The organism is Acinetobacter indicus, assembly GCF_009914475.1.
In the GTDB taxonomy this organism is placed as follows: Bacteria; Pseudomonadota; Gammaproteobacteria; order Pseudomonadales; family Moraxellaceae; genus Acinetobacter; species Acinetobacter indicus.
The window spans coordinates 385,135-403,211 of record NZ_CP045198.1 but is presented as its reverse complement, the minus strand read 5'-3'; the positions used below and the strand labels follow the sequence as shown (position 1 = coordinate 403,211).

The following is an 18,077-nucleotide window of genomic DNA, read 5'->3' as shown; positions in this document are numbered from 1 at the left end:
CAGTTGGACACTGACGTTTTTTGTTGTGCAATGGCTTATTTCTGTTTTGGCTTATAGAAACCGAAATAGCCAATCAGCAGAATCACAAACCAGATCGGACTGATCATTAAGGCTTGCAAGGTATCTGGCTCCAGGGACAGCACATAGATCATGCTAATAAAGAAGATGATCACCATCCAGCAGGTAAACAGGCCACCCGGCAATTTAAAAGTCGACTGGGCATGCAGTTCCGGACGGGTTTTGTAATAGACAATATAGCTCCAGATAATAATCAGCCAGACGCAAATAAACAGAATGGTCGAAAGCGTGGTCGCCAACGTAAAGGCTTTCACGGTATCGGGTACAAAGTATTGTAACGCTGCACCCAACAGCAGACACACCGCCGAGAAATACAGTGCATTGGCCGGGACTGCACGTTTATTTAAACGGCCAAAGGCTTTAGGACCCTGCTGCTCACGTGACAGGCCAAACAGCATCCGGCTGGTCGAGAATACACCACTGTTCATGGACGACATCACTGAAGACAGCACCACCAGGTTCATGATAATCGCCGCGGCCGCAATGCCCGCCTGACTGAACAGGTTTACAAAAGGCGAGATATTCGGATCAATCTGGTTCCATGGCGTCACCGACATCACAATTAATAAGGCCAATACATAGAAAATAATGATACGTACCGGAATCGAGTTCACTGCTTTCGGCAGGTTTTTCTCTGGATCTTTGGTTTCAGCCGCTGTGGTACCGACCAGTTCTACCCCAACAAAGGCAAAAATCGCAATCTGGAAACCGGCCAAGAAGCCCATAGTACCTGTCGGGAACAGGCCGCCATGACTCCAGATATGTGTAAAGGATGCGACTGTGCCGGCATCTGAGGTAAAACCGGTAAAAATCATCCATAAACCGACTGCAATCAGCACAATAATGGCAATAATTTTAATCAGCGCAAACCAGAACTCCATTTCACCAAACAGCTTCACGGTCACCAGGTTTAAGCCCATAATGAAGACAATAGCTGCAATACTGATCATCACCCCTTCTTCAGGCGTAAACGGCATCCCGCCATTAAAGAATTGCAGGTAATAAATAATCGCCGACAGGTCTGCAATCCCGATGGTGATCCAGCACAGCCAGTAGGTCCAGCCGACGAAATAGCCGGCCCACGGGCCAATTAGGTCGGTACTGAAATCAATAAAGGATTTATATTGCAGATTGGACAGCAACAGTTCGCCCAGCGCCCGCATCACGCAGAACACCATAAAACCAATAATCATATAAATAATCAGGATCGATGGCCCGGCCAGGCTGATGGTTTTGCCTGAGCCCATGAACAATCCTGTTCCAATGGCGCCACCAATGGCAATCAGCTGTAAATGCCGGTTGGATAAGCTTCGCTGCAGATTGCCTTTTTCTTGTGACGAACTTGTATTTTGATACGACATTATTGAATTCAACTTCAGTGTTAACCACGACAAACTAACGTAAAAGAAATCAGAAAACAAAAAGAAATGCCGCTTCATCTATATTTTCTACGGAATAATTAAATTTAATTTATTTTTCTTATAACAAAAAGTTATCAATTTATCCAAAGGGAGGATTGACAAGGTTTATATCAATTTTCTTGTCAAAACATAAATTCTGTGTAACAAATAAAAATGCAGCACGCAACTATATCTCTTGCTCAGGATGAGCATGGCATATCAATTGCTTATATAGAAAACAAAATATCTATTTTGAGACATAAGAAGAAACAATGATGCAAGATTTACAAACACTCATGGAAACCCTTAGTGGCTGGGTCTGGGGCCCATATATGCTGGTGCTGATTGTCGGTACCGGGATATTCCTGACCTTCCGCCTGCTGTTCTGGCAATTCCGGATGCTGCCGTTGGCCTTTAAACAGGTTTTTGGCAAACACCCGGACAAACATTCCGGCGATATTTCCCAATTCGCCTCCCTCATGACCGCACTTTCTGCCACCATTGGTACCGGTAATATTGCCGGTGTGGCCACAGCCTGCGTACTTGGTGGTCCGGGCGCCGTATTCTGGATGTGGATGACTGCCCTGTTCGGGATGGCGACCAAATATGGTGAAGGTGTTTTGGCGGTCAAATACCGGGTAAAAAACGAGAAAGGTGAAATGTCCGGTGGTCCAATGTATTACATTGAACGCGGCCTGAAATGGAAATGGCTGGCGCTGATTTTCGCCTTTTTCGGTGCAGTGGCCTCCTTCGGGATTGGCAGCTCGGTGCAGTCCAACACCGTAGCGCTGGCCGTTGAAAATGGCTTTGGCCTGGAAACCTGGATTACCGGCGTGATCATTACTGTATTTTCAGCCTTGGTGATTCTGGGCGGGATTAAGTCCATCGCCAAAGCCTCTTCGGTTATTGTGCCAATTATGGCCGTTGGTTATGTGGCCGGCGGTTTGGTCATTATCCTGAATAACCTTGAACTGGTGGTGCCAGCGCTCAAAATGATTGTCACCTATGCCTTTACCGGTGAAGCTGCCGCAGGTGGTGCGATTGGTGCCGCGATCCGTTATGGTGTTGCGCGCGGGGTCTTCTCCAATGAAGCCGGTATGGGTTCTGCCCCAATTGCCGCCGCTGCCGCCAAAACCGACCATCCGGCACGTCAGGGTCTGGTTTCAATGACTGGTACCTTTATTGACACCATTATTGTCTGTTCAATTACCGGTATTGTGCTGGTCATGGGCTTTATTATGGCCGGTCAGTCTTTTGGTGATCAGAACGGTGCGGTACTGACCATTAGCGTATTCGACAAACTGCTGCCGGGAATCGGGGGCTGGGTGGTGACTTTCGGGGTCATCTTCTTTGCCTATTCGACTATTTTAGGCTGGAGCTATTATGGTGAAAAATGTGCGACCTATCTGCTCGGTGAAAAATTTGTACTGCCGTATCGCCTAATTTACATTGCGTCGGTGTTTATTGGCTGTGTCGCAACCCTAGATCTAGTCTGGCTGTTTGCCGATACCTTTAACGGGTTAATGGCGGTACCGAACTTGATTGCCTTATTGCTGCTGTCGGGTGTAATTGCCAAAGAATCGAAAGATTTTATTGCACGACGCAAATCCGGCGAACTCTACTAAAGCGTTCAAATCAAACTACAAGATCAACCACCTGCGGGTGGTTTTTCTTTGCCGGCGTATCAACAATTTGAAAATCGGCATTTCCTCTGTATGCTGTGGGGCAAGATTTAAAAAACACATTCCAGACGTTTATTTATGGCAAAAGCAAAAAGTGTCTATCGCTGTGAACAATGCGGCGCAGATCATCCTAAATGGGCTGGTCAATGTTCAGACTGTGGTGAATGGAACTGTTTAACCGAAGTCAGCATTGCCCCTGCGGTGACCCATCGTGCCCAGCCACGTATGGGCGGCGGCTATGCCGGTCAGGCCTCAACTGTAACTACTTTAAACCAGATTTCAGTCTCTACCGAAACCCGCCTTGCCACCGGTATTGGCGAATTTGACCGGGTACTTGGTGGTGGTTTGGTCACTGGTTCAGTGGTGCTGATTGGTGGTGATCCCGGAATTGGTAAATCGACCATTTTACTGCAAACCGCGACCCATATGGCCGCCAGCAACAGCGCTGCCTTATATGTCACTGGTGAAGAATCCTTATCACAGGTGGCCTTACGCGCGCAGCGTCTGGATTTACCGACCGATCAGCTCAAAGTGATGGCTGAAACCTGTGTGGAACGGATTTGTGAGGTACTGGCCCAGCAACGTCCTGCGGTGGCGATTCTGGACTCCATCCAGACCTTATATACTGAAACCTTGCAGTCTGCACCGGGCGGCGTATCGCAAATCCGTGAATCGGCGGCGCTCCTGACCCGTTTTGCCAAAAATAGTGGCACAGCCTTGTTTATTGTCGGTCATGTGACCAAAGAAGGTGCATTGGCCGGGCCACGTGTGCTGGAACATATGGTGGACTGTGTGCTGTATTTTGAAGGTCAGTCCGATTCCCGCTACCGGATGATTCGTGCGGTCAAAAACCGTTTTGGCGCGGTCAATGAACTGGGCGTGTTTGGCATGACCGATAAAGGCTTGCGTGAAGTGGCCAATCCGTCAGCGATTTTCCTGAGCCGTTATGATGAAGCCATTCCCGGCTCAATTGTGATGATTAGCCGCGAAGGCACCCGTCCGCTGTTGGTGGAAGTACAGGCACTGGTCGATGATGCACATGGTCAGCCGCGCCGGGTCGCACTTGGCTTAGAACAAAACCGGCTGAATATGCTACTGGCGGTGATGCATCGCCATGGCGGCGTGCAGACGTCCGGTCAGGATGTCTATGTCAATATTGTCGGCGGGCTGAAAATTACCGAAACCGGCTCCGATCTGGCGGTGCTGCTGGCCTGTGCTTCGAGTATTCGCGGCAAAGCCCTGCCCCAGCAACTGGCGGTGTTTGGTGAAGTCGGTTTATCCGGTGAAATCCGTCCGGTGCCGAATGGTCAGGAACGTCTAAAAGAAGCGATTAAACATGGCTTTAAATATATTATTTTGCCACGTGCCAATGCACCGCAAAAAGCGATTCCAGGGGTGCAGGTGATTGCGGTGGCCCGTTTGCATGAAGCCCTGAGCGAGGCCATGAGTTTAAGTGAAGAACTGCACTAGAGCCTTTGCCCTATTTTTTGAGCTTTTCATGTGAAAAAAGCTGAATTCTGTATTGAAATTCGGGACAAATGCCTGCATAAATACAGGGCGATAAATTTCTTTTTTTAAATAGGAAAAATTGATGGAAGTTCGACAGCGTGGTTTGATGGCTGGTATTTTAACAGCTGCCCTCTTGGTTGCCCCTTTAGCAGCCGAAGCAAAACGTGCCGGTGGTGGTAAAAGCCATGGCATGAGCCGTTCAGCAACACCAACTCAATCTTACCAACAGCCTCGTCAAGCTACTCCTGCACAACAGCCCGCTCCAGCTACTGCGCCTGCGCAGCAAAAATCTGGTCCGGGTGTCGGTGGTATGGTCGCTGCGGGTGTTGCAGGTGCTGCGATTGGTGCAGTGGCTGCCAATGCCTTAGCAGATGATCAGCCAGCCAGCCAGGCACAGGCTCAACAGGAGGAAGAAGGTGGAATCCCAGGCTGGATCTGGATTCTCCTCGCTGCAGCAGTCGCCTTCTTCATTTTCCGCAAGATGGGCGCAAAAAAAAAATTAGCAGCCAATAACCCGTATGCGCCAAATAACGGTGCCAATAACGCACCGTTTGGTCAATCTGCTGCTGCACCACGTGCCGGTGGCGATAACACCAATATCTTTGGCCAGAACGTCGGTGGTTCAGCCCCAACCAACAATGCGCCATTTGGTGCAGCACCAGTGAATAACGCTGCCTTTGGTACCGCGTACACCAACAGTGGTAACCAGTTACCAGATGGTACGGAGCCAGCAGCCTTTCTGCGTGTTGCACGTCAGCGTTTTAACCATATTCAGTCTATGAATACGGCCAGCAATATTGCTGAAATTCAGCGTTATTTAACCCCTGATCTGTACCAGTCAATGTATCAGGACATCATGGCCAATCAGGATCAGGATGTGGCTGAGTTTTCTAACCTGAATGCGATGGTGGTCGATTCTGCTACTGAAAATGGTCAGTATGTAGTGAGTGTGCGCTTTACCGGTACGGTGAGTGAAGATTTAAACAGCTTGCCACAGCCATTCACTGAAATCTGGCATTTTGTTAAGCCAGCAGGTTCTAGCCAGGACTGGTTGGTTGCGGGTATCCAGCAAGAACACTAATTAAACCTAAGATCAAAAACAGCGGCTTCGGCCGCTGTTTTTGTTTTTGCACCGCCTGCGGAATGTTATTCATTTAGTTGCTTTATTTTGTCCCCAACCGATTATCTCGAGGGATGGAAAGAGCTAGAGATGTGATACAGCGATCATCTCTATAAGACGGTATGTCTGCTCTGCGCCATTCAGTACGTTCCTACGTATTTTCGCTTGAGCTTACAATATCGCTCTTCACTAACAGACTGCTGATAAAATTCACCCATTAAAAAAAGCCCCGACCTGCGGAGCTTTTTCATGTTTAATTTACAGCGCGTACTGCGAGCTTATTCTGGTAATGGAATAAACTGTTTATCACTGTTTTGCACTTTACGCTCACCAACCACCACTTGCAGCTCTAAAGACTGTTCTTCACGTTCAATCAGGATATTCACCGGCTGGTTCGGTTGCTGCAGCGCCACATAATTAATCAGGTGTGATGTTGAGCTAATCTCTTCATCATTCACTTTCAGGATTTTATCGCCACGGCGAATACCGGCTTTGGCCGCAGGACCATTGGCCAAGACATCTGCCACCACCACGCCACTTTGTTTTGGCTCCAGAATATTCTGTTGCTGTACCGGCAATAAGCTAATACCTAACCAGCCACGTACCACGCGACCATCTTTTAAAATCGAGTTCAGTACCTGCTGACAGACCTGTGCCGGAATAGCAAAGCCAATGCCCAAAGAACCGCCCGATTGCGAGAAAATTGCGGTATTAACCCCAATTAAGTTCCCGGCCACATCAATTAGCGCACCGCCGGAATTCCCCGGGTTAATGGCAGCATCAGTCTGAATAAAGTCTTCATAGGTATTAATGCCTAAATCCGAACGACCGGTCGCGGAAATAATCCCCTGAGTGACGGTTTGGCCTACCCCAAACGGGTTACCAATCGCCAGCACCACATCACCGACTTCATTGCCACTGAGTTTAAATGGTAAAACCGGTAACTGATCCAGCTCAATTTTAATTACCGCCAAGTCGGTATCCGGATCGGTGCCGACCACTTTTGCCTCGGCACGACGGCCATCATGCAAGGCCACCACAATCTGATCGGCCTGGGCAATCACATGGTTATTCGTCAAAATGTAACCATCGGCACGTACAATCACCCCAGAACCGAGGCTGTTTTCATTAGGTCCCTGACGATACTGTTCCGGCAACTGATCACCAAAAAATTCACGGAATGCCGGATCATTAAATAAAGGATGATTAGGCTGCTTGATTTTCTGGGTGGTAAAAATATTGACCACGGCCGGTGCTGCTACTTTTACGGCAGCACTATAAGACACCACCCCGCCAGTACGGGTGGTATCAATCAGCGGTTCTACTTTTTCAGCAGGCATTTTCACCCCATCCGGGGCAACGGGAGCTTTCGGTTTTTGAAACTGTTGCCAGCCCAAAAAGCCAATAATCACAATAATAAGTAACACCCAAGGTAACCATGTAAAGGTCCGGCGCACAGCTCTATCCTCTAAAATTTTTTAATTCATTGATGACTAAGTAATTTATGACCTATTGTAAAGCGAAATACATAAGGAAACATAAAAATCACTAAAGAGTTTTGTGCTGCTTTAGTTACAATTCAAAATATGTTTTGATGACAACAAAATTTAAGGCTTTTGAGAGATTTATGGCTAAGCTGCATGACCTGATCCGCTGGTGTGATCAAACCTTAAAATCAGCCGAGTTTAAAGACTATGCCCCAAACGGCTTGCAAATTGAAGGCAAACCGGAAGTCAAAAAAATTCTGTGTGCGGTAACTGCATCACAAGATGCAATTGAAGCCGCCATTGCCGAGCAAGCCGATGTGCTGCTGGTGCATCATGGCTATTTCTGGAAAGGTGAACCCTACCCGATTACCGGAATGCGCGGTAAACGCATTAAAAGCCTAATCCAGCATGATATTTCACTGGTAGGTTATCATTTACCGCTCGATTCACATCCTGAACTGGGCAATAATGCGGCCATTGCTGATATTTTGGGACTGGAGCAACTGGAAGCACTGGACCCGAGTGAACGTCATCCGATTGGCAATATTGGCTATTTAAAACAGGCCATGTCACCAGAAGCGTTTAAAGCCCTGTTAAGTGAAAAACTGGGGTTTGATACCATTCATTTACCGGCCAATCCAACCGAAATCCGCAAAGTCGGTTTCTGTACCGGCGGCGCGCAGGATTATATTCATAAAGCCGCAGCGCAAGACTGTGATGCCTATATTTCTGGCGAAGTGTCAGAACGTACCTTTTATGAAGCCAAAGAACTGGGCGTCCATTATTATGCCTGCGGCCATCACGCGACTGAACGCTACGGTGTACAGCGTTTGGGACAGGCGCTGGCACGCGAATTTAATCTCGAATATGTCTATTTCGAATTGAATAATCCGATTTAAAACTTGGGAGATGAATTGAGGCTGGCTTATACGTATAAATTAAGGATTTATTGTGTAATGTTATTTATAAGCAATGCGCAATTTTGTTGAATAATCTATTACAATAAGCCGACTTAAACTCAAAACCCAGCATAAGCAAGGAATTGAAAACATGACAACGATTACTTTACCAGCATTACCATATGGTTACGAAGATCTTGCGCCGCACATCAGCAAAGAGACTTTAGAATTTCACCATGACAAGCACCACAACACCTATGTTGTGAACCTGAACAACCTGATCGCAGGTACTGAGCTTGAAGGTAAAACTTTAGAAGAAATCATCAAGGCAAGTGCTGGCGATGCTTCTAAAGCAGGTATTTTCAACAATGCTGCACAAGTATGGAACCACACATTCTACTGGAACTGTATGGCGAAAAACGGTGGTGGTAAACCTACTGGTGCAATTGCAGCGAAAATTGATGAAGCTTTTGGTTCATACGAAAAATTTGCTGAAGAATTTGCAACTGCTGCTGCAACTCAATTCGGTTCAGGTTGGGCATGGTTAGTGGCTGACGACGTAAACGGCAAACTGTCAATCATGAAAACTTCAAATGCAGATACGCCAATGGCGCACGGCAAAATTGCAGTATTAACTATTGACGTTTGGGAACACGCTTACTACATCGACTTCCGTAACGCACGTCCTAAGTACATCTCGACTTTCCTTGAAAGCCTGGTGAACTGGGATTATGCCAACGCGAAACTCGCAGGCCAACCAGCTGGCGTAGAAAAATAATTTTATTTTTCTGTGTAAAAAATCACCCTTTAAGGGTGATTTTTTTATTTTTAGGGAATAACTGCATAAATCTAAGGCAAATGATTCATTTGTTTAAATAATCTGGTTGACGACCGGCGCATTCCTCCCTAAAATGCGCATCAGATTCTCCAATAGCTCAGTCGGTAGAGCGACGGACTGTTAATCCGCAGGTCCCTGGTTCGAGCCCAGGTTGGAGAGCCATCTAATCTCCCATAGCTCAGTCGGTAGAGCGACGGACTGTTAATCCGCAGGTCCCTGGTTCGAGCCCAGGTGGGAGAGCCAAGATTCTAAAAACCCACTCCAGTTGAGTGGGTTTTTTTATGGCGTTTAGATTGGGGGATTCAATGAGAATCATCATCCTAAAATAGCCCCTACCTGTACCACGGCACCCTGCCCGTCATAGACCAGTAAAAGCCACACACCAAGCTTTCTGCTTCCAAACGCCTTCATTCGTTTATTTTTAATTCAGTTAAACTGAAAAACTACATTTTTTCAGGCCGCGGACTTGACCACCTGCCCTTTGCCGCCTAGAATGCGTTTCAGATTCTCCCATAGCTCAGTCGGTAGAGCGACGGACTGTTAATCCGCAGGTCCCTGGTTCGAGCCCAGGTGGGAGAGCCAAGATTCTAAAAACCCACTCCATTTGAGTGGGTTTTTTCTTTATACAAGTATGTGTTGTGTTCAATAGCGCTCAGTCGACTTTCTTCTTTATTGGCTGCCTGGCCACACTGGTGCTGATGCTGCTGGTGGCGGCCTCCTATTTGCGCCCCAAACAGAAATATTTTCCGAAAAAAGTCATTACCCCGTTTGAAGCCAAGATGTTTGCCCGCTTAAAGCAGGCTTTTCCCGAACATCATATTCTGGCTCAAGTTGCTTTTAGTGCGTTAATTACCAATAGTAACTACAAGATCCGTTCCCGCTTTAATCGCAAGGTCACCGATTTTGTTTTGCTGGATCAGCAGATGAATGTGGTGATTATTATTGAACTGGATGATCCCACTCATATTGGCAAAGAAAGCGAAGATGCCGAGCGGGATGCCATGTTGCTTGAGGCGGGCTATCAGGTGATCCGATACACGGAGATTCCGAGTATCAGACAATTGCAGCAGGATATTCTTTAATTAAGGCGCTACAGCTTCAGAAGCTGCTGGGTTTGCATCGGCTTGTTGTTGAGCTTGTTGCTGCGCCTGCTGTTGTTCAGCCGCTTCACGCGCTTTAATCCGCGCAATCATCTCTGCCTGCTGCTGTTTGTATTTTTCCTGATTTTTCGCATCGCTGTTGACAGCCAGAAACGCCATACTGACCAGAAAAACAGGAATCAGCAGACCTAAACTGGCCAACAGAATAATCTTTTTGGTATTGGGTGGCTGATTCGGTCGTTGCTGTTCAGGCGCGGTCATGAGAGAGTCCTCTGTCAGATGCATCAAAATGACGCTCAATATAACAAAATCATTTTCGAGGACAAAGCCTCTGTTGATGTTTGCTTGAACCTGAAGATACAACACAGCCGCCTGTACGGCTACAGACGGCTGCGTTACAGATCACGTCAGACTGCTCATCTACCCGATTAGAGGTTCAGCTGAATCTCGCCAAAAACCTGAGTTAAACAGGCCAGATGATCAAAGCCTTGTTCTGGTGTGTCCTGCATCCGCCAAGCCACATAGCCATCCGGACGTACCAGCACGGCACCGGCATCGGCAATTTCCGATTTTTGCTGCCAGGTGGCATAGACATCGCGATGTTCACGTGAACCAATCTGAATCACATCCAGATAGTCCAGCTTTAACCGGGCCGCTGCCGCTTTCCATGCTGCACCCGATAAACCGGTCAGTAGCGTAAAGCGCCCTTTACCGACAATATCCAGGGTGGAATGTTTATAGCCCTGCGCATCAATCAGCCAGGTATGCGGTAGTTTGGCACCCGGACGTGTGGTGGCTTGCAAATACAGCTGCGGGTCCTGTACAAAGATTTCTTCATCTGTTTCTGCCAGCACGGCATTGGACAGATAACGCTGGTTTAGCTCCACCCCTTGAGCATTAAACTCATAATGTTTAATCGCCAGCGCCTGATACAGCTTTTCCCGAATCTCGGCCGCTTCCGGTGTTTCCGCAAAAATCCGCTGCAACATCTCGGCCTGGGTCTGCACGCCCTGATCAAAACCAAATACTGCTTTTAAGTGCTTATAGTCAAAACGGGACTGGTTGGCACGCGCCACAATCTGCTTGCCCACCGGCGCCCGTTCATCACTATAAGAGTCCAGTAGCGCTGGCTTGGCCCAGCCTTTAAGCACATAAGCCAGCTTCCAGCCCAGGTTAAACGCATCCTGCATACAGGTGTTGGAACCTAAACCACTCGATGGCGGATGACGATGTACCGCATCGCCACCACAGAACACACGCCCCACCGAATACTGGGTGGCCCAGGTCTGATTGACATACCAGTAAGATACTTTTTCAATTTCGACCTGCTGCACCTCTTCACCCACAAAGGTGTTCAGTCGCGCCCGAACCTGGGCTTCGGTGACTTGCGGCTCGCCTTTGCTGATATCAAAGCCCCAGCCCATAATCCATTCATTCCAGGGCTGAATGGCACGTAGCAATCCCATGCCCAAGTCACCAAAACTGGCTTCCGGATTCACAATCCATTGTAAAATGGCCGGACGATGCGCCACGTATTTGGACAGGTCGGCTTTAAAAGTGACGTACACGGTTCCGGCACGCGCCATCACTCCTTCTAAGGGCAGCTTCAACTCTTCGACAATTTTCGAACGCGCCCCATCCATACCAATTAAATATTTGGCTCGCAGGCTAAATTCAGTTTGGGTCACCCGATTCAGGAAGGTCGCGGTTACGCCGTGCTCATCCTGAGTATGTGATAAATATTCAGTATTGAAGTTATAAATCGCACCGCGTTCGGCCGCATTCTTGACCAGCAGTGCTTCCATTTTCGGCTGGATCAGATCGACAAAGGGACATGGACTGCCTTTGATGTAATCGCCATGACGTTCATCGCCCGTGCCCCAGCAGCTCATCCGGGCAATTTCTTCCCCGACCAGACTGGTGGTGAGTAAACTTTCGCCCATCTGCTGCCACGGCGTGGCAATGGCTTTGACCTGCTCTTCAATGCCCAAGTCACGCAGAACTTCCATCGCACGCTGATTGGTAATATGCGCACGCGGACTGTTGGCCAGCCAGTTAAACTGGGTAAACAGCTGCACCCTGATGCCATAACTGGCCAAGGCCAGTCCCAAAGTAGAACCCGCCGGCCCCGTACCAATTACCAGCACATCAGTATCATAGTGTGTAGACATTCCGGACTCCTTTCCCCGCTGTATCTGTTGCAGAATATTTGTATGCAGTGTAATCCGCCCCATCCAGACCGCCTATTTCTATGCGTATAAACGATAGTGCTATTGGTTTTAGCTCTAGTCAGCTGCTGGATAAAACACATCGGCTGATGTGAAATGCAGTTCAGACTGTGTTGGGTTACACTAGGGCGATGATCTGCACGGTGGATGAAAGTCATGGAATTACGGCATTTACGCTATTTTGCAGCGGTGGCAGAAGAACAGAGTTTTACCAAAGCAGCCGATAAACTCTTTACCGCCCAGCCCTCTTTAAGCCAGCAGATTAAGGATTTAGAAGAAGAAGTCGGGGTTCGTTTGCTGGATCGCTCCGCGCGGCAGATTCAACTGACCGATGAAGGCCGGGCCTTTTTACCTTATGCCTTGCAAGCGATTGAAAACGCCAAACTTGCAATTGCCGCAGCGCGTCAGGTGGCGCATCAGAAAAACAACCAGATTCATATTGGCTTATTGAACGTGGCCGAGCTGAAAGTGCTGCCGCTGATGCTAGAACGCTTAAAACAGGCCATTCCCAATCTGCAGATTCATATCCAGAGCCTGACCTGTCTGGAGCAGATTCAGCGCCTGAAAAATGCTGAGCTGGATTTAAGCCTGACCCGCTATGCCATTCAGCAGGATGATTTTGTCGATCTTCCCATTTTGTCAGAGAAAATCTATCTGGTGTCAGGGCAAAAATCTGCACCGACCAAGTCGCGGATGAGTGCTGAAGCCTTGCTGCAACAGCGGCTGATTATGTGCGAGCAAACCGCTTCTCCGGTGTTTTATGAACAGGTCACCCGGCAGGTGCCGATTGAACAGATGCCGGCCGAGCAGTTACTCTGGGTCACCAATGTATTGCAGCATATTAATCTGATTAATCTGGGGATGGGCTACAGTTTTGTGCCGGAATATCTGCTGCGCTTTCTGAATGAGCATGTGGCGATCATTGAAACCGATTTTGAAGTTCAGCCGCTCCATCTATATGCCAATTACCGTAAAAATAACCATAATCTGGCACTGCAGCTCATTACTCAGGAACTGGCCAAACTCGAAATCTCGGTCACTGAGAGCTGATCAGCCCCGATCTTCCGGACTGATCAGCGAGTTTTTCAGGAGGACATTATTGCGCAGGCATGTGGGTTTGAATAAAGCGCACCAGCTCGGCATTTCTCTGCACAATGGCCTGGGTATGCGAGGCACCCGGGACCAATTCATATTCAACCGTCGTCCCCATTTCTCTTAAGTTATCTACCAGTGCCGTGGTGACAGCTGCCGGTACAGCAGTATCTGCCTCACCCTGAATCACCATAATCGGTGTATCCAGCTTTTTGGTGGCCGGCTGGTTAATGGCCAGGAAGCGCTTAATGGTTGCATTGTCCTAGAAATTTGCCGTCAGTCCCGGATAATCAGCCACAGCAAGACCACTATTTTCAGTAAAGGCATCTATATCTTCTCTAAAGGACTGCATCAGCTCGTCCAGACATTGGCCATTTTCACCATTGTTGCCTTCGGCTTCTGGCACAATATCCTGCGATTCCGGCTGGAAGATGCTGAGGTAATTAAAGTCCGGTTCATAGGCAGCATAGGCCATCAGTTCTGCATAGACATTACGGGCCGTTCCAACCGGATACAGACCAACACTCTCTGCCAGTTCCAGATCACGAATGGCCGCCGGCGCGACTTCCGCAATGATATAACCCAGACTCGAAGCCGGTGCTGCTGCCACTGCACCTTTATAATTGGCATCCTGATTGGCAAATTTCGCAGTACCTAAAGAGGCATGACCACCCTGTGACTGCCCCACCGACATCCAGGCACCATGCATGTGTGCACCCAGATCTTCTTTTAAGGCGCGTACTGAATAAATAGCAGACTGGGCCGCACTTTCTAAATGTAAATACGGATGAATGCCCGGCGTGCCCAGCCCTTCATAATCTGGCGCGACAATCACATAGCCTGCGGCCAGTAAACTTTCCGCCATGGCCTTAAAACGCGGATTTAAACTGTTGCGACTCGGTGCACAATGATCAGCAATGCCCACTGTTCCATGTTCCCAGACCACCACACGCCAGCCATCTACCGGACGAGGTGCGGACGGATAAAATACCATGGCGGTAGCTTCTGTTTTCTGGTCACGTACATTTGGCATTTTATAGGTCATGACCCGGATGATCGCACCTTCAATACCATCTTGGGTATAGGCAGCATCAGATACAAAAGTTTTGTCACGGATAAAGTTAAAGTCATTATCATCGCCACCACATGCTGTAAATAACAGCGCCGAGGAGCAGGTTACCGCCAATAACAGTTTTTTAAATGTCGTTGTCATCTTGAATTCCTCTTTTTCTTCTTGTTGTTAAGTACTCAGCCTGAGTTCTTTGAATTAAGCATAAAAAAAAAGCATCCTGCTCGGATGCTTTGTTGGCTTTTTGCAAGATCAGACCAAATGCATAAACCTAGAGAAGTGCAAGAAAAATTCCGGCAAAAATCATCAGCCCAACCCAACGGTTATGCCGAAAAGCCCAGAAACATTGCTGCGGATTGCGGTCTTTGGTTTTGTGCCATTGATAGATAAAATCCAGTGCCACCGCAGCCAGTGCCACCAGACCAAATGGCATGAACAGATTTTCGATCCACAACGCCGCGCCAATCAGGAGCAGACTGATCAGCTGCAAGGCAGAAATAATCTCAATATCATAACGGCCAAATAAAATGGCGGTCGATTTCACCCCAATTTTGAGATCATATTCGCGGTCAGTAATCGCATATTGAGTGTCATAGGCCACAGTCCAGGCCAGGTTGCCAAAGTACAATAACCAGCAGGTTAAATCCGGGGTTGCACCCACCGCGGTATAGGCCATAGGAATAGACCATGAAAATGCGGCGCCCAGAAATACCTGCGGTAAATGAGTATAGCGTTTCATAAACGGGTAGATAAAAGCCAGAAATAACGCCCCAAACGACCAGTAAAAGGTTTCAAGCGGCAAGAACAACAACAGGCAGGCACTGGCAGCAACCAGCACCAGAAACACCATCACCGCTTCTTTAGCGCTAATGATGCCGGTGGCCAAAGGACGGGTTTTGGTGCGCTCAACATGGGCATCGACTTTACGGTCGGCAAAGTCATTAATGGCACAGCCTGCCGCACGCATAAAGATCACACCCAGAATCATTGGAATCAGCACACCTATGGTCGGTGTTCCCTGAGCAGCAATCCATAAGGCCCACATGGTTGGCCAGAACACCAGTTCGGTGCCAATCGGCTTATCAAAACGGCATAAATAGTAATAGGCTTCCAAGCGCTCACGCCAGGTAATTGAATGTGCAGTTGCCATGACTGTCCTTAACCACGTTGCTGTTGAAAAGAAGAATGTAGAAATTGCTCAAAGCTGGGCAAGAAACTTTCTTGCACAATAAATTTACAGCCATGCCAAGTATAGCAGCTCTGTCTGGTCCAGCCTTCGGGCAATAAAATCACCCGGCGCTCACAGGCCGGATTGGTACGTTGAAACAAAAACCGGCCAATCGGCTTTTTACCAATATGCTTGAACAGGCGTGCTTTTTTTTGCAGGCTTAAAATCGGAAAAATACTTTTGGCTTGAACCCAGGGCTGCTCTTCACAGCCATATAAATAGCTTTCCCGCACCCAGGAGGTATGCTGATGCGGCATGCCCAGCCATTTGGCATCTTCAAAGCTCAGGCGCTGGAAACTTTCGCGCAGTGGCTGTACCTGAAACTGGCCACCGGCCAGATCGGTTAATTGTTGTGTCAGAGAGCCCGGTGCATACAGCCATGTCTTCAATCCTGCAGGAATGGTCTGATCCTGAAATTGACAGGTCTGCTGGCCGCGCATCACTTATTCCCCTTTTATCGCTTGGCCTAGTGTAACTGAAATCTGTTACTAAACCATGGGCTTTTCAGCCAAAAAGCGCAAATGTCATATTCACTATCAATCTACCTCACCTAAATGAATATGAAGGCCATAAAAAAATCCGCGACAAGCGCGGATTTTCTGAGCATGAATCTGAGGTCAAATTACAGGCTGTAGTACATGTCTAATTCAACTGGGTGAGTAGTCGTGTTCAGACGACGAACTTCTTCAGTTTTCAGCTCGATATAAGCATCGAGCATTTCTTTTGTAAACACGCTACCTTTTAACAGGTAGTCATGGTCAGCGGCCAGTGCTTCCAGCGCCATTTCAAGGCTGTGAGCAACGGTTGGAATTTTTGCTTCTTCTTCCGGTGGAAGATCGTACAGGTTCTTGTCCGCAGCTTCACCTGGGTGAATCTTGTTCTGGATACCGTCAATACCCGCCATTAACAGTGCCGCGAAACCTAAGTACGGGTTCATCATTGGATCTGGGAAACGTGCTTCAATACGTTTGCCTTTCGGGCTAGACACGTAAGGAATACGGATAGAAGCAGAACGGTTACGCGCTGAGTAAGCCAGCATAATCGGTGCTTCGAAGTGCGGAACCAGACGCTTGTACGAGTTAGTCGAAGGGTTAGTAATCGCATTCAATGAACGGGCATGCTTGATGATACCGCCAATGAAGTACAGTGCCATTTCAGACAGACCAGCGTATTCATCACCCGCGAACAGGTTTTTGCCGTCTTTAGAAATCGACATATGCACGTGCATACCTGAACCGTTATCGCCTACCATTGGTTTAGGCATAAACGTCGCAGTTTTCGCGTATTGGTGCGCTACGTTCCACACCGCATATTTGAACTGTTGCACTTCGTCAGCTTTACGCACCATGGTGTTGAAGCTCACACCAATCTCTAACTGGCAAGATGCAACTTCGTGGTGATGTACTTCTACACGACCTGGGCCCATGATCTCTTCGATTTTTGCACACATATCTGCACGCATATCGTGGTGAGAATCAACTGGAGGAACCGGGAAGTAACCGCCTTTAACGCGTGGACGGTGGCCAGAGTTACCAGACTCGTAGTCTTTACCTGTAGACCAAGCCGCTTCTTCAGCAATTAAAGTGTGACGTGCGCCAGACATATCGATGTCCCATTTCACTTCGTCAAATACGAAGAATTCTGGTTCTGGGCCAAAGAATGCAGTATCACCAATACCGGTAGACTTTAAGTAATCTTCTGCACGGCGAGCAATCGAGCGTGGGTCACGTTCATAACCCTGACCTGTAGATGGTTCGATGACATCACAAGTCACGACAACTGTTGGTTCCGCAAAGAATGGGTCGATGAAACCAGTTTCAGCGTCTGGACGTAAAATCATGTCAGATGCTTCAATGCCTTTCCAACCAGCAATTGAAGAACCATCAAACATTTTACCGTCTTCGAAGGTATCTTCATCGATACTGTCTGCAGGGTAAGTTACGTGCTGCTCTTTACCCTTAGTATCAGTAAAGCGGAAATCGACCCATTTTGCACCACTTTCTTGTATGAGTTGAAGGACCTTGTTCGCCATGCTCATTTTGCTCCAATGATATTTTGTTGCACACCCAAGTGCGTGTTAGTAGTTGGCAGTTATTAAGCAATTACCGTACCAACTTTTAAAAGCAAAGTTAAAATATTGAATTTCTTATGAGAAATTAAGATTTAGGGATTTTGCTTTGTGCCTATTATACTAGGGCTATACTGAAATGCACCATATTCAAGCACTCTTTGCGATTTTTCCTGCAAAAGATTTCTCGTGTGTATCAAAATAGTGCAAATAATCAGGTTTCATTTTAACACAGCTTAATAATACTGCTGTTTATTTCGCCAATTTCGCGCTTCATGC

The 18,077-nt window shown here is 47.8% G+C and carries 16 protein-coding genes and 3 tRNA genes; 10 read left to right on the top strand and 9 right to left on the bottom strand.

What is annotated here, in order from left to right; all coding sequences use genetic code 11:
- Positions 1-35 precede the first annotated feature (35 nt).
- On the bottom strand, positions 36-1,439 hold the full coding sequence (locus GA693_RS02410; protein WP_104488820.1) for an amino acid permease: 1,404 nt from the start codon (positions 1,437-1,439) through the stop codon (positions 36-38).
- 314 nt (positions 1,440-1,753) lie between these two features.
- On the opposite strand from GA693_RS02410, the gene GA693_RS02405 reads away from it, so the two are divergent.
- The 3 genes from GA693_RS02405 to GA693_RS02395 all read left to right on the top strand — a co-directional run bounded on the left by GA693_RS02405 (position 1,754) and on the right by GA693_RS02395 (position 5,750).
- Positions 1,754-3,103, top strand: a complete 1,350-nt coding sequence (locus GA693_RS02405; RefSeq protein WP_045795220.1) for an alanine/glycine:cation symporter family protein — start codon at positions 1,754-1,756, stop codon at positions 3,101-3,103.
- Between the two features lie 135 nt (positions 3,104-3,238).
- A complete protein-coding gene (radA, locus tag GA693_RS02400) occupies positions 3,239-4,630 on the top strand; it encodes a DNA repair protein RadA (RefSeq protein ID WP_016659986.1) in 1,392 nt (463 codons plus the stop codon).
- Positions 4,631-4,751: 121 nt separating this feature from the next.
- Positions 4,752-5,750 carry a Tim44 domain-containing protein gene (locus GA693_RS02395; protein WP_005176505.1) on the top strand — a complete coding sequence of 333 codons (999 nt, stop codon included), beginning with the start codon at positions 4,752-4,754 and terminating at the stop codon, positions 5,748-5,750.
- A gap of 317 nt (positions 5,751-6,067) precedes the next feature.
- Here the strand turns inward: GA693_RS02395 and GA693_RS02390 are convergent, their stop codons facing one another.
- Positions 6,068-7,246 (bottom strand): trypsin-like peptidase domain-containing protein, encoded by a 1,179-nt coding sequence (locus tag GA693_RS02390; RefSeq protein WP_005176504.1) that lies wholly within the window; start codon positions 7,244-7,246, stop codon positions 6,068-6,070.
- Positions 7,247-7,416: 170 nt separating this feature from the next.
- On the opposite strand from GA693_RS02390, the gene GA693_RS02385 reads away from it, so the two are divergent.
- The 6 genes from GA693_RS02385 to GA693_RS02360 all read left to right on the top strand — a co-directional run bounded on the left by GA693_RS02385 (position 7,417) and on the right by GA693_RS02360 (position 10,095).
- Positions 7,417-8,175, top strand: coding sequence for a Nif3-like dinuclear metal center hexameric protein (locus tag GA693_RS02385; RefSeq protein ID WP_005176501.1), 759 nt, complete (start codon positions 7,417-7,419; stop codon positions 8,173-8,175).
- A gap of 151 nt (positions 8,176-8,326) precedes the next feature.
- The gene (locus GA693_RS02380; protein WP_005176500.1) at positions 8,327-8,953 is read left to right on the top strand and encodes a superoxide dismutase; all 627 of its coding nucleotides are present in this window, start codon (positions 8,327-8,329) and stop codon (positions 8,951-8,953) included.
- A gap of 146 nt (positions 8,954-9,099) precedes the next feature.
- Positions 9,100-9,175, top strand: a tRNA-Asn gene (locus GA693_RS02375).
- A 5-nt stretch (positions 9,176-9,180) separates the two neighbouring features.
- A tRNA-Asn gene (locus GA693_RS02370) sits at positions 9,181-9,256 on the top strand.
- Between the two features lie 263 nt (positions 9,257-9,519).
- A tRNA-Asn gene (locus tag GA693_RS02365) sits at positions 9,520-9,595 on the top strand.
- A 56-nt stretch (positions 9,596-9,651) separates the two neighbouring features.
- On the top strand, positions 9,652-10,095 hold the full coding sequence (locus tag GA693_RS02360; RefSeq protein ID WP_005176498.1) for a DUF2726 domain-containing protein: 444 nt from the start codon (positions 9,652-9,654) through the stop codon (positions 10,093-10,095).
- Here the strand turns inward: GA693_RS02360 and GA693_RS02355 are convergent, their stop codons facing one another.
- Both GA693_RS02355 and GA693_RS02350 read right to left on the bottom strand, forming a co-directional pair.
- On the bottom strand, positions 10,096-10,374 hold the full coding sequence (locus tag GA693_RS02355) for a hypothetical protein (protein WP_045795172.1): 279 nt from the start codon (positions 10,372-10,374) through the stop codon (positions 10,096-10,098). It lies immediately after the preceding gene.
- A gap of 167 nt (positions 10,375-10,541) precedes the next feature.
- Positions 10,542-12,284: an FAD-dependent oxidoreductase gene (locus GA693_RS02350; RefSeq protein ID WP_075167159.1), complete on the bottom strand. Its 1,743-nt coding sequence runs from the start codon at positions 12,282-12,284 to the stop codon at positions 10,542-10,544.
- 213 nt (positions 12,285-12,497) lie between these two features.
- On the opposite strand from GA693_RS02350, the gene GA693_RS02345 reads away from it, so the two are divergent.
- Positions 12,498-13,391: a LysR family transcriptional regulator gene (locus GA693_RS02345; protein WP_016659982.1), complete on the top strand. Its 894-nt coding sequence runs from the start codon at positions 12,498-12,500 to the stop codon at positions 13,389-13,391.
- A 46-nt stretch (positions 13,392-13,437) separates the two neighbouring features.
- On the opposite strand, the gene GA693_RS14985 is transcribed toward GA693_RS02345, so the two are convergent.
- From GA693_RS14985 to glnA, 5 genes are all read right to left on the bottom strand, one after another.
- Positions 13,438-13,626, bottom strand: coding sequence for an alpha/beta hydrolase family protein (locus GA693_RS14985; protein ID WP_323843895.1), 189 nt, complete (start codon positions 13,624-13,626; stop codon positions 13,438-13,440).
- Positions 13,627-13,695: 69 nt separating this feature from the next.
- Positions 13,696-14,646, bottom strand: coding sequence for an alpha/beta hydrolase family protein (locus GA693_RS02340; RefSeq protein WP_323843893.1), 951 nt, complete (start codon positions 14,644-14,646; stop codon positions 13,696-13,698).
- Between the two features lie 127 nt (positions 14,647-14,773).
- On the bottom strand, positions 14,774-15,652 hold the full coding sequence (gene ubiA / locus GA693_RS02335; RefSeq protein ID WP_104488826.1) for a 4-hydroxybenzoate octaprenyltransferase: 879 nt from the start codon (positions 15,650-15,652) through the stop codon (positions 14,774-14,776).
- A gap of 8 nt (positions 15,653-15,660) precedes the next feature.
- Entirely contained in the window at positions 15,661-16,170 is a 510-nt protein-coding gene (locus GA693_RS02330; protein WP_016659978.1) for a chorismate--pyruvate lyase family protein, read from the bottom strand.
- A 182-nt stretch (positions 16,171-16,352) separates the two neighbouring features.
- A complete protein-coding gene (gene glnA / locus GA693_RS02325) occupies positions 16,353-17,768 on the bottom strand; it encodes a type I glutamate--ammonia ligase (RefSeq protein WP_171301053.1) in 1,416 nt (471 codons plus the stop codon).
- Positions 17,769-18,077: the final 309 nt, after the last annotated feature.

Coding starts and splice junctions, on each gene's coding strand:
- GA693_RS02340 (WP_323843893.1), bottom strand. CDS start 14,646: ATGACAACGACATTTAAAAAACTGTTATTGGCGGTAACCTGCTCCTCG.
- GA693_RS02410 (WP_104488820.1), bottom strand. CDS start 1,439: ATGTCGTATCAAAATACAAGTTCGTCACAAGAAAAAGGCAATCTGCAG.
- GA693_RS02330 (WP_016659978.1), bottom strand. CDS start 16,170: ATGCGCGGCCAGCAGACCTGTCAATTTCAGGATCAGACCATTCCTGCA.
- GA693_RS14985 (WP_323843895.1), bottom strand. CDS start 13,626: ATGGTGATTCAGGGTGAGGCAGATACTGCTGTACCGGCAGCTGTCACC.
- GA693_RS02405 (WP_045795220.1), top strand. CDS start 1,754: ATGCAAGATTTACAAACACTCATGGAAACCCTTAGTGGCTGGGTCTGG.
- GA693_RS02395 (WP_005176505.1), top strand. CDS start 4,752: ATGGAAGTTCGACAGCGTGGTTTGATGGCTGGTATTTTAACAGCTGCC.
- GA693_RS02355 (WP_045795172.1), bottom strand. CDS start 10,374: ATGACCGCGCCTGAACAGCAACGACCGAATCAGCCACCCAATACCAAA.
- GA693_RS02380 (WP_005176500.1), top strand. CDS start 8,327: ATGACAACGATTACTTTACCAGCATTACCATATGGTTACGAAGATCTT.
- ubiA (WP_104488826.1), bottom strand. CDS start 15,652: ATGGCAACTGCACATTCAATTACCTGGCGTGAGCGCTTGGAAGCCTAT.
- GA693_RS02385 (WP_005176501.1), top strand. CDS start 7,417: ATGGCTAAGCTGCATGACCTGATCCGCTGGTGTGATCAAACCTTAAAA.
- GA693_RS02350 (WP_075167159.1), bottom strand. CDS start 12,284: ATGTCTACACACTATGATACTGATGTGCTGGTAATTGGTACGGGGCCG.
- GA693_RS02345 (WP_016659982.1), top strand. CDS start 12,498: ATGGAATTACGGCATTTACGCTATTTTGCAGCGGTGGCAGAAGAACAG.
- radA (WP_016659986.1), top strand. CDS start 3,239: ATGGCAAAAGCAAAAAGTGTCTATCGCTGTGAACAATGCGGCGCAGAT.
- glnA (WP_171301053.1), bottom strand. CDS start 17,768: ATGAGCATGGCGAACAAGGTCCTTCAACTCATACAAGAAAGTGGTGCA.